General features: G+C 38.3%; 11 protein-coding genes. 8 read left to right on the forward strand and 3 right to left on the reverse strand.

What is annotated here, in order from left to right; genetic code table 11:
• The first annotated feature begins 282 nt into the window (after nt 1-282).
• From NZD88_RS17945 to NZD88_RS17955, 3 genes are all read left to right on the forward strand, one after another.
• Nucleotides 283-849, forward strand: coding sequence for a hypothetical protein (locus NZD88_RS17945; protein WP_259830958.1), 567 nt, complete (start codon nt 283-285; stop codon nt 847-849).
• 193 nt (nt 850-1,042) lie between these two features.
• Nucleotides 1,043-1,522, forward strand: coding sequence for a hypothetical protein (locus NZD88_RS17950; RefSeq protein ID WP_259830960.1), 480 nt, complete (start codon nt 1,043-1,045; stop codon nt 1,520-1,522).
• Nucleotides 1,523-1,571: 49 nt separating this feature from the next.
• Nucleotides 1,572-2,165 (forward strand): hypothetical protein, encoded by a 594-nt coding sequence (locus NZD88_RS17955; protein WP_259830961.1) that lies wholly within the window; start codon nt 1,572-1,574, stop codon nt 2,163-2,165.
• A 95-nt stretch (nt 2,166-2,260) separates the two neighbouring features.
• Here the strand turns inward: NZD88_RS17955 and NZD88_RS17960 are convergent, their stop codons facing one another.
• From NZD88_RS17960 to NZD88_RS17970, 3 genes are all read right to left on the reverse strand, one after another.
• On the reverse strand, nt 2,261-3,187 hold the full coding sequence (locus NZD88_RS17960; RefSeq protein WP_259830962.1) for a malate dehydrogenase: 927 nt from the start codon (nt 3,185-3,187) through the stop codon (nt 2,261-2,263).
• Nucleotides 3,188-3,303: 116 nt separating this feature from the next.
• Nucleotides 3,304-3,855 carry a biliverdin-producing heme oxygenase gene (locus NZD88_RS17965; protein WP_259830963.1) on the reverse strand — a complete coding sequence of 184 codons (552 nt, stop codon included), beginning with the start codon at nt 3,853-3,855 and terminating at the stop codon, nt 3,304-3,306.
• Between the two features lie 27 nt (nt 3,856-3,882).
• A complete protein-coding gene (locus tag NZD88_RS17970) occupies nt 3,883-6,072 on the reverse strand; it encodes an ATP-binding protein (protein ID WP_259830964.1) in 2,190 nt (729 codons plus the stop codon).
• 381 nt (nt 6,073-6,453) lie between these two features.
• Between NZD88_RS17970 and NZD88_RS17975 the strand changes: the two genes are divergently transcribed.
• From NZD88_RS17975 to NZD88_RS17995, 5 genes are read left to right on the forward strand one after another with little or no spacing between them, the layout of a single operon-like run.
• A complete protein-coding gene (locus NZD88_RS17975; RefSeq protein ID WP_259830965.1) occupies nt 6,454-6,675 on the forward strand; it encodes a hypothetical protein in 222 nt (73 codons plus the stop codon).
• 35 nt (nt 6,676-6,710) lie between these two features.
• The gene (locus tag NZD88_RS17980) at nt 6,711-7,871 is read left to right on the forward strand and encodes an OprO/OprP family phosphate-selective porin (protein ID WP_259830966.1); all 1,161 of its coding nucleotides are present in this window, start codon (nt 6,711-6,713) and stop codon (nt 7,869-7,871) included.
• Between the two features lie 21 nt (nt 7,872-7,892).
• Nucleotides 7,893-9,323, forward strand: a complete 1,431-nt coding sequence (locus NZD88_RS17985; RefSeq protein WP_259830967.1) for an anion permease — start codon at nt 7,893-7,895, stop codon at nt 9,321-9,323.
• Between the two features lie 17 nt (nt 9,324-9,340).
• Entirely contained in the window at nt 9,341-9,997 is a 657-nt protein-coding gene (locus NZD88_RS17990; RefSeq protein ID WP_259830968.1) for a succinate dehydrogenase cytochrome b subunit, read from the forward strand.
• A gap of 11 nt (nt 9,998-10,008) precedes the next feature.
• Nucleotides 10,009-11,925, forward strand: a complete 1,917-nt coding sequence (locus NZD88_RS17995; protein WP_259830970.1) for a fumarate reductase/succinate dehydrogenase flavoprotein subunit — start codon at nt 10,009-10,011, stop codon at nt 11,923-11,925.
• Nucleotides 11,926-11,936: the final 11 nt, after the last annotated feature.

Here is an 11,936-nt window from a genome sequence, read left to right on the forward strand (position 1 = left end):
TTTTGTTTTTTGTTTTTTTTTTTTTAATAAATATAACTATTAAAATAAAAAAATAAACGGCCTCGCCGCGCCCCCCCCCCCCCCCCGAAACTATTCATATACTTGTAAAACCCTTTACAACCGCATCATGCATAGCTTAGAAGCGCTTGACTAGGGGCCTTCTACCCATTAGCAAACTCCCCGAAACGATAAAGACACTCAGAAGGCCTTTGATTATGGCTTTCCGTAATGTTTAATCTATAAATATTATTATATTTAGGTTGAAAACTAAAATTAATTATAATGAAAAGAATCTCCATTATTTTCTTTTTGTTGGCATGCTTATGCATTTCGGCACAACAAAAAGAGAATTTAAATTCCAGCACAAGAAAATTCATTGATGGCGCTGATTTTACTCAAGTCGATAAAAACTGGAACGTTACAGCTGATTTTAAATCAGGTATTGGCGAAGAAGTTTCATTTTTCCCGGTGGAAGCAACCAATTTAAAAACTAATCAGAAAATAAAATCCATTCAGGTTGACATGGATGCAAAATATGATTTTATGGGAAAATCAAGAAGATTTTTTAAGACGTCATGGCTTGATTTAAATGAAGTGGAAGAATTTATTCAGTTTATAGAATTATATGTTATTCCCAATATAAAAGATAAGACGGAAAAGAAAAAATCTACAACCTACATTTTTAATTCCAAAGAGATATCATTCAATTTTTATATTGAAAAAAATACAAGAAGAATTTCTATTTACTTAAAGGATTTCGGTGTAATTGATAATGATCATTATTTCTGGACCGAATCACAGGTAAATAAAATTCCTGAGCTATTAGATGTTTTAAGACAGATAAAATAAGACGTAAAATAATATTTTCAGCGTGGCCGAAGGTCGCGCTGAAAATATTCATAATGACCCAAAGACTAATAGCTGTAAATTATAAGTAAGGGAATTAATGCTTTTTTACTAGTACAAAAGAACTTACTTATGGTTTCCCTCAATTGTTAAGCATAAAGAGTCTTTAGCTTTGAACTACTGTAATACAACAATTATGAATGTAAAATTAAATCTAATCTTGTATGCTATAACATTAGTTTCTCTAAGCTGTAGTAATAACAAAAAAGAACAAGATCCAATAACAAGCTCTATTGAGACGCAATCAAAGCTAAAATACAACAATGATAAAATGAAAAAAATTGATAGTAAAAAGGAAATAAGAAGTGATGGTAATTTTAATCAAATGACACTTTTCGAAGTCGATGAAGATATTAGCTTCACCCAATTAAAAGACTACTGTTCAAATGTAAAATCTGATTACACAGATGGTTATTTTCAAATATTAGTATTCTTTAAAAAGGCAAATAATGCAAGATTTCCTACCAACCCTCTTACTGGATTATATACGGAAGATGAAGACATGAAAAACATAAAAGCTGTTTACACAATCAACAATATGAACGGATATAGTAAACTAGATTATTATGATAATAATAGTTTTGAAAGCTTAGCTCAAACAATTGATATCGATTAAACTAAATTATTACATTAGTTAAAATTACAACCTGAAACTTAATTACAAAATGAATAAAATATTATTAATCGCTTTTATATATGTACTATTAAGCTGTAGTAATGATAAAAAAAACGAATCAGTTATCACAGAAAGCGAAACAAAAATAGAAACCTCTCAAACACAAAAAATTAACCCATCTGAATTAAAAAAATATAAATCTGTAAAAGAGATGTTAGAGGATGCTCATGATTTTACAGTTGAGCAAGGAACCTTAAAGTTAATAAACACTGATGAGAAAAATTTACATATTCAAGTTTCCAAACCTATCATAGAAGGTGATTCGGACAAAACAATTAATGAAACGGTCAAGAGAGATATTATATATGTTGCATTTCAGGCATTTGCTCAAACTTCAATTAATAAAATCACGATAACATCAATTCCTATTGACCTTAATGACAAGAAGAAATATTATAATGAATATAAAAGTACAGTTACAGTCACTAGAGACAGAGCCGATCAAATTATGCAAAAAGAGTTTGGTTCTAAAGACTATTCAATTCTTTTTGCTCGCTTAGGTGAGATTCAGGTTCCCAGTGATGATTTTAGTAAGCTAAAATTTCAGGATCTTGATTTTGTTTACTCAGAATTGTCGAAATAGAATTACATCCTGAATAAAATTTATTTTTATAACATAAAAATAACTAAAAAAACCGCGCCCGAGGGCGCGGTTCCTATATATAAAGCTTAAATCAATTAAAACTTAAGATCTCCGTTCACCTCTCTCACAGCGTTAGCCGCTTCAGCGAACTTCAACTGCTCATCAGCAGTAAGTGTTACATTAACGATTTTTTCTACTCCGTTTGCTCCGATAATAGCAGGAACACCCAGGCAGATATCATTTTGTCCGTATTCACCTTCAAGCATTAAAGAACAAGGGATCATTTTTTTCTGGTCGCAAGCGATTGCCTGAACCATTACAGAAACTGCTGCACCTGGTGCATACCAAGCTGAGGTTCCTAATAATTTAGTTAATGTAGCTCCTCCTACTTTAGTTTCTTCGATCACGTATTTCTGTTGCTCCTCATCTAAGAATTCAGTTACAGGAACACCGTTTCTTGTTGCTTTGCTCAATAACGGAAGCATTCCTGTATCACTGTGTGCAGCGATTACCATACCGTCTACATCAGAGATAGGACTTTCCAGAGCTTCAGCCAATCTGTATTTGAATCTTGCAGAGTCTAATGCACCACCCATTCCGATGATTTTGTGCTTAGGAAGACCTGAAGTTTTGTGTACTAAATAAGCCATCGTATCCATTGGGTTAGAAACTACGATGATGATTACTTCCGGAGAATTTTTTACTAAGTTTTGAGTAACTTCTTTCACGATACCAGCATTGATACCGATCAACTCTTCTCTGGTCATTCCTGGTTTTCTTGGAATACCTGAAGTAATCACTGCTACATGAGAACCTGCAGTTTTGCTGTAATCTCCTGTTGTTCCGGTAATTTTTGTATCGAATCCGTTCAGCGATGCCGTCTGCATCAAATCCATTGCCTTACCTTCAGCAAATCCTTCTTTAATGTCTACTAAAACTACTTCTGAACAGAAGTTTTTCATTGCGATGTATTCTGCACAGCTTGCACCTACAGCGCCTGCACCTACTACAGTTACTTTCATATTGTATACTTTTTTTAAATTATTTTTTAGTTTAGTCTAAAAATTGAAACGCCCAAATTTAACAATTCCTGAAAATGTGGGCAATTTTTCAGGAATTTAATTAGGGTTCAATGAAATTAATTGACGTTCAGTAAAAACGTATATAGTTTTTTTGCTCCTGAAAGAACTTCATTATAGTTTTCTTCAGTGACTTCAGTGTCCAGAACCTCCTTGAAATTTTTCCACATCGGTCCCGTATTTTCCTGGTAGCATCCGAAGAAATTGAAAGTCACATTGTCAAAACCCTCTGTTTTAGAAAGCTGCTTGGCAATTACATTCCCTCCTAAGGTAGAACCTTCGATCACATACATTGCTCCTAAAGCTTCATGTTCGTTATCAAACTGAAGATTGTGTGAAATGGTCTGGTTTTCCAAAGAAAGACTTTTAAGATCCTTCTCGATAAGAGGAAGTTTGATTCTGTTGTTGAGTTGAAGTTTTTCCGAATATTTATCAGAAAGGCTACCGAATATTTTATCCTCACTGTGAAGAAGCATCAGATAATTTGTATTGATGATCTTTTTATAGTCCTCCAAAGTGAAAGTTTTGTTGAAAATTTTTTCAGAATTAAAAAGTTTCTCCGCAGCATCGTGATATTCCGCCGTATTTTGCTTAAGATACTCTGATACCATAAATAAGGTTTTTAAAGTTTCCCAAATTTACGGTTTTTTGAACGTTAAAATGAAACAAGTACCCTCTTTATTGCTATCATAATCCACATTTCCACCAATCCTTTTCATAATTCTGTGGACAATGGACAGCCCTACTCCATTTCCTTTAAACTTTTTGGCATTATCCATTCTGTTGAAGATCTTAAACATTTTATGCTTTTCCTCCTGTGGAATCCCAATTCCATTATCAGAGATCCTGTACACAATATTTTCACCTTCTTCCGCTCCCCATATTTCCACCTTCGGCTCGTCTCTATGGGAAGAATATTTTACAGCATTGTTGATCACATTTAAAAACACCTGATGAAGCATCGTTTTATCAGCAAGTACATCAGGACATTCTTTAATAACGACCTCGCTTTTCGGACTTTCAAAAGTGATTTTTGCGTTTTCGGAGATCTTCAGGATCGTATTTAAAGGCTGAAGCCGTTCCAACTCTATATCACTGTGCTTTGCACGGCTGAGCTGCAATACGTCATGCATCATTTCCGCCATATTGTCGATTTCTTCAACAATGGAGGTCAGCTTATTTTTATTTTTTTCTGTTTTTTCAAAATTCGAAAGCAGCATCTGGGCATTTAGCTTCATCACGGTCAGAGGTGTCCCAAGGTCATGCGAAATGGTATAGGAGAAACTGTCAAGCTCCTCGTTCACCTTCCTCAGCTCATTGTTCAGGGCTTTGATGGCATTGTACTGTTTGTGCGAAGTCTCAAGGATCACATCGCGAACGGCCTGTACCGAACTGATATCTCGGGAATTCCATCTTTTCGAATTTCCTTTAATATTTTCAGTGAAAATATGAAAAGATGTCCTCGGTGAAATAATATGTTTTTCTTCGCCATTCTGCAGAAGCACCCCTACTTTCTTCTCTGGATTTCCGGCCCAGTTGATATGTTCGCTGAACTCCTTACGGAACCAGATCAGCATTTCCTTTTTGCTTCTTTCAATAAAATAAATAATGATTCCGGCAGCATTCTCAGTCAGCCCCAATTCTTCTCCATAATCCTTAAGAAAAGTTCTGCTGACGTACATACTTTCTTCCGTATTCTCAAGGGCCCAGTGCGCAATTCTATCAATCGTTTCACGCTCAGGAACCGTTCCTACAGTGACTGTATCATTCTCTGAAATAATAACAAAACCATCGGCTTCAGGCAGTTTCCTGATCTTTCCTTTATTATCCGCAAGAGAGTCAAACAGATTGTTATGTTTTAAAAACTCCGCTTTCAGCTGGGACGATTTTTCATTCAGCGCCAGACGATAGTTCAGTTCATTTTTAGATTTAAATGAAGAGTAGGCATTAGAAGCCAGAGCCGTAAATATTCCCGCCTGCACCCGGTCTTCAAGATCAATATGCTTAGCCTCGGAGTTCTGGCAAGTAACCAATCCCCAAAGATAATCATCAATAATAATGGATACACTGAAACTGGAAGAAGCTCCGGAGTTTTTGATATACTGCCCATGAACAGGCGACATTCCCCGCGAAGCCACGAAAGTAAGGTCAATACTTTCATCCGTCCTGCTGATAAGCGGAACGGTCTCTGCATATACATTACTGAATATTCTTTTTCGTTTCTTTAAATAGAGAGCTCTGGCCTGTCTCGGAATATCAGATTCAGGGTAATGAAGACCGAGATAACTTTCCATATTCTCATCTCTTCTTTCCGCAATCACTTTTCCTGAACCGTCCATCATAAACTTATAAACCATCATGCGGTCATAATTGACAATCTTGGAAAGGGTGCTCAGCAACTGCTCCCAAAGCTCCTTCTCATTGTCTATGACATAAAAATTGTCATATTTATTGGAGATTCTTTTATTCGGATTTTCCCGCACAGCTTCGAATTCCAGGAATATATGTTTACCACTCCTGAAAATTGAAAAATGATATTCCTTTCCACTGATAAACACCTTATCAAAATGCGTTTCGTTTTCTCTTTTTGTAAAGTCCTGAATGGAAGCATAAAGATCCGAATCGATAACAGAACGGAAAATCTCAGGAAAATCCATAAGTTTCCTGTTAAAAAGCTGTTCTGCATTTTCAACCCTAAATATATCCGCAATATTCCTGCTGAAGAAAGTGATGGAGTGAGATTCTGCGTCAATACCAATCAGATATCCAAAACTTTGTATATACCCAGGAATATGGATAGGCTCCTCATGACACTCTACAAAATTCATATTTTTCTTTGATCAATCAAATATAACGATTTTTTTAACGACATATTACTTTGTGGTATTAAATCACGGAAGTCCTTAAAACACCATAATCCCTGTAATCCGTGAGCCGGATCTATCTGAATTTCAATGCAAATCCACTTGCTTTTTTCATATTTATAATGGCTTTTAATTTATAATATACTAAAAATTTCAGGGCCAGTCAAGTTTAATTTTCCCTTCATGATTCATCACATGAATTTTACATTAACACCTCAAATTATTATGTTAATTAAACAAAATTTATTAAATTTATATCACCAAATAATGAATACAATTAGAAATTTCTGAATTTTTCTGCATTATTTTCAATAAAATCATCATTTAAATTCAAATAATAACACTATGAAAAAGTTCCCTTTAATTATTCCCATATTTATCCTTACCACAGGGGTTGGTAGTGGGTATGAAGCCTCTACAAGGATGATCTATCAAAACCTCAATAATATGATGAATACCCTATCCATGGATTCGTACTATGAAATATCAGTTGATTTATGGGGGTTTCCGGGAAATGTTCATCAGAACGATCAAGTAGAACTACCTCAAAACCTTTTACATTCTTGATCCTTTAAATAATACATTCATTAAACACCATTACTATGACCCTTTTTTCACCAAAAAAAAGAAGCCTCATCTTTTGTGCCCTGCTGGCTTGTTTTTCAGTCAGTGCACAGATCCAGGATTCATTGCAGCAGAATAAACAGGAGGAAGACAACGTGAAATATCCGGTGCTTCAGGTTAAAGGTCTTTTTCAGGCGCGTTATCTCGTTGGAATGGCCAAAGATGTCGACGTGAACGGTTTGCATCATGCAGACGGATCAGGAACCAGTAATAATTTCATGCTTAAATACATGAGGGTTCAGGTACGTGCACAGATCAGCAAAAGAACAGAAGTCGTGGCCCTTGCTAACCTCGCTGATTTTAAAAATGACCCTAAAAGCAGGGTGCTTGAAAATGCATATCTGAAATATACCTTCAACCCCAAATTGGCCTTTACCGTTGGACAGTTCAGACCCTGGTTCGGTATTGAGGAGACCTATCCTATTGACATCATCAAGTCTCTGGATTGGTCCAATCAATATACGGAATTTGGAAAACTGGGCTGGACAAGTTTCCAGATCGGACTTTCCGCTACCGGACAGCTTCAACTGGGACAAATACCTTTCCAGTATGCTGTATCAGTCGTTAACGGAAATGGCAAAAATCAAGTGAATGATAATGACAACGGAAAACAATATTCTACAAGACTGGTTTTCGGACTGTCAAAAAAATATAATTTCAATATCGGTCTGAATGGTGGCATCGGCGAAGTTTTAAGTAAAAAAGTATATGCCGTGGGAATTGATCTCAGTTCACTGATCCGGTTTGACCCGAAATGGAGCCTGGACATGCAGCTGGAAGCTAAACAGGCAACCAATCATGTCCTGTACAACACCATCGATCCGGAACTAAGACCTTCGAATCCTGACCAGTATCTGATTCGTGGAGCTTATTTTCTTCCGAATGTAAGATACGAGATCAATCACAAAAACCTCAGCGCTTTCGAACTGTCTTGCCGTTACGAATACCTAGACACCAATTTCAGATTGAGCTCCAACCCAAGACAGACCATAACCCCGATGTTCGGACTGGAATTCCTGAAAAACTATGGCGCAAGAATTCAGCTGGGTGTACAGTTTGACCGTTACAAACATCAGGTAGAAAACACTTCACAATACAACAACAATCTATTCATTGTTCAGGTCCAAAGTAGATTTTAACCGCTTAAATATTTATAAATCATGAAAGAAATTAATATCACAAATATCGCGATAACGTTTGCCGTTGCGCTGATTATATGGTTTATTCCTGCCCCGGAAGGCGTTGCTGAAAATGCATGGCATCTGTTTGCTATTTTTGCGGCTACCATCTTAGGAATTATTCTTAAAGCTGCTCCTATGGGTACCATGTGTATGATGGCTATTGCATTTACAGCGCTTACCCAGGTGGTAGCTCCCGGAGATGCAGGAAAATCAATCACTAAAGCACTTTCCGGATTCGGGGATAAAGTGATCTGGCTGATCGGGATCTCATTCTTTATCGCCAGAGGGTTTATCAAAACCGGACTCGGGAACCGGATTGCCTTTTTATTCATCCGGATTTTCGGTAAAAGCTCATTGGGACTTGCCTACGGTCTTGGACTTGCCGATGTATGTTTAGCTCCAGCTATTCCGAGTAACACGGCAAGAGGAGGCGGAATCATCTACCCGATCATGAAATCTATGGCCATAAGTTTTGACTCAGTTCCTGAAAAACCTGAAACCCATAGAAAACTGGGCTCTTTTCTTACCTTGAACAGTTATTATATGAACCTCATCGCTTCTTCTATGTTCCTTACCGGAACAGCGAGTAATCCGATGTGTCAGAAATTTGCAGCGAATTTAGGAATCAATATTACATGGATGTCATGGGCTGCAGCAGGCTTCGTTCCCGGATTGGTGGCATTCTTTGTGGTACCGTTGGTTTTATACAAATTATACCCACCTGAATTGAAAAAGACAGGAGATGCCCCAAAAATGGCGGCTCAGAAATTAAAAGAAATGGGACCTATTTCCCGTAATGAATGGCTGATGCTATTAGCTTTCTTTATTCTCTTAGCGCTTTGGATATTTGGAGGAGCATTGTCTATAGATGCTACAACAACGGCTTTCATTGGACTTACCATGTTACTTCTTACTTCCGTACTGACGTGGGAAGATATCAAAGGAGAGAAAGGGGCCTGGGACACGATTGTCTGGTTTGCTGTTCTGGTGATGATGGCCAGTTCTTTAAATGAACTTGGTTTCATTGGCTGGTTCAGTGATCTGATTAAAGTAAAAATAGGCGGATTAAGCTGGCAGGTTGCCTTTCCGGTAATTATTGTTGTCTATTTCTTCAGTCACTATATTTTCGCGAGTGCAACAGCCCATGTGGCAGCGATGTATGCGGCCTTGTTAGGAGTTGGTGTTTCTTTGGGAATTCCACCGATGCTGTTGGCCATGATGCTTGGTTTCTTAGGCTCAATTTATGGGGTACTTACCCATTACGGCCACGGCCCTGCCCCTGTATTCTACGGAAGCGGCTACGTTGAGCTGAAAGCCTGGTGGCTGCGAGGTTTTGAAATCGGGATCGTGCTACTGATCATCTATATGGTAGTCGGAGGACTGTGGATGAAAGTTTTAGGATATTATTAATCATTAAATAAAAAATTATGCTGTCAACTTTGTCAAGAAAAATGCTGATGTGCCTTACAGGTTTATTCCTGAGCTTCTTCCTGTTGATCCATTTCTTGGGAAATCTCCAGCTGTTTCTTCCACCGGAGCAGGCGCACCTGCAATTTAATACGTATTCGCATTTTCTGTCCGGAAATATTCTGATCAAAATGGTTTCATATGTGCTGTATGCAAGTATTATTCTGCATGCCCTGGACGGATTGGTTATTACTTTAAAAAACAAAAAATCGGGAGGCGATTATCAGTCGGAAAGACGTGGGCGAGCCAGTAAATGGTATTCCCGGAATATGGGAATTTTAGGTACGTTAATTCTGATCTTTCTGGTGATCCATTTTCAGAATTTCTGGTATGTCTACAAATTTGGAAGCCCACCGCTGGACGACAACGGAAATAAGGATTTGTATATTCTTGTCGTAACGGTATTCAAAGAATGGTGGTATGTTATCATTTACGTAGTATCAATGGGAGCTTTATGCTATCACCTGATCCACGGGATTCACAGTGCGGCCAGAACGCTCGGATTGTATCATCCTAAGTTTGTAAAATGGTTCAAAACCGCCGGAATTGTCTATTCAGTCATTATCAGTATAGGTTTTGCACTGATGCCGGTTTATGTATTCTTTACTGCCCATTAAACAGAAAAGTTATGATCTTAAATTCAAAAATACCACAAGGCCCATTAGAACAAAAATGGGACAATTATAAAAAGAAAGCTAAACTCGTTAATCCTGCTAACCGTAAAAAGCTGGACGTTATTGTCGTAGGAACCGGTCTCGCGGGAAGCTCTATTGCTGCTTCTCTGGGTGAGATGGGCTACAATGTTAAATCATTCTGCTTCCAGGACAGCCCGAGGAGAGCGCATTCCGTAGCCGCGCAGGGTGGTGTGAATGCGGCTAAAAATTATAAAAATGACGGAGACAGCGTTTACAGAATGTTTGTAGATACGTTAAAAGGCGGAGACTTCAGAGCCCGTGAAGCGAATGTTTACCGTATGGCAGAATGTTCTTTAAACCTCATTGATCAAGCGGTAGCACAGGGCGTTCCGTTCGGACGTGAATATGGTGGATATCTTAACAACCGTTCCTTCGGTGGGGTTCAGGTGAGCCGTACGTTTTATGCAAGAGGACAAACCGGACAACAACTCCTTCTTGGAGCTTACCAAGCTCTGATGAGACAGGTTGGAAAAGGCACAGTGCAACTGTATTCCAGACATGAAATGCTTGATCTGGTCATGATTGATGGCAAAGCAAGAGGAATTATCGTGAGAAATTTAGATACCGGAGCAATCGAAAGACATGCCGCTCATGCGGTTATTCTCGCAACTGGTGGTTATGGAAAAATCTATTATCTCTCAACCCTGGCAATGGGATGCAATGGTTCTGCGATCTGGAGAGCTCATAAAAAAGGGGCTTTAATGGCTTCCCCAAGCTGGATTCAGGTACATCCTACTTCATTGCCGCAATCCGGAGATTATCAATCCAAATTAACCTTGATGTCAGAATCATTGCGTAATGACGGGAGGATCTGGGTTCCGTCAAAGGCTGATGAAAGCAGACTCCCTAATGATATTCCGGAAAACGAAAGAGATTATTATCTGGAACGCAGGTATCCTGCTTTTGGAAACCTTGCTCCGAGAGATATTTCATCCCGTGCGGCCAAAGAAAGAATTGATGCCGGTTTTGGAATCGGAACTTTGAAAAATGCAGTTTATCTTGATTTTTCCAAAGCGATAAGAGAGCAGGGAAAGGAAAAGATCCAGGAGAAATACGGAAATTTATTCGATATGTATCTTAAGATCACAGGGTACAATGCTTATAATGAACCGATGATGATCTCCCCTTCTGCTCACTTTTCAATGGGAGGACTTTGGGTAGATTATGAACTGATGACCACTATTCCAGGATTGTTTGCGTTGGGAGAAGCTAATTTTGCAGATCACGGAGCCAATAGATTGGGAGCCAATTCGCTTCTTCAGGCTTCTGTAGACGGCTATTTTATTGCTCCATACACCATTGCCAATTATTTAGCTGATGAAATCCATACCGGAAAAATTTCTCCGGATGGTCCTGAGTTTGAAGCAGCAGAAAATGCCGTAAAAAAACAGATTCAGGATTTTATGGGTATCAGAGGGACTAAAACAGTTGACTACTTCCATAAAACGCTGGGGAAACTTTTATACGATTACTGCGGACTGGCCAGAAACGAAGAAGGTCTGAAATATGCCATCGAAGAAATCAGGAAACTAAAGCAGGAATTTTACAGAGATGTACGGGTTTCCGGACAAGGGGATAAAATGAATACGGAACTTGAAAAAGCTGGCCGTGTCGCCGATTATTTCGAAATCGGGGAGCTGATGTGCTATGATGCTTTAACCCGGAATGAATCCTGCGGTGCTCACTTTAGAGAAGAATTTCAAACTCCGGACGGAGAAGCTTTAAGAAATGATGCTGAGTATCAGTTTATCTCCGCATGGGAATGGACAGGCGAAAACAGTGAGCCGGAACTGATCAGAGAACCGCTGATATTTGAAGAAATACAGCCTACGGTAAGAAGCTACAAATAAAAAACAAAAAT

Source organism: Chryseobacterium pyrolae (assembly GCF_025153485.1).
In the GTDB taxonomy this organism is placed as follows: Bacteria; Bacteroidota; Bacteroidia; order Flavobacteriales; family Weeksellaceae; genus Chryseobacterium; species Chryseobacterium antibioticum.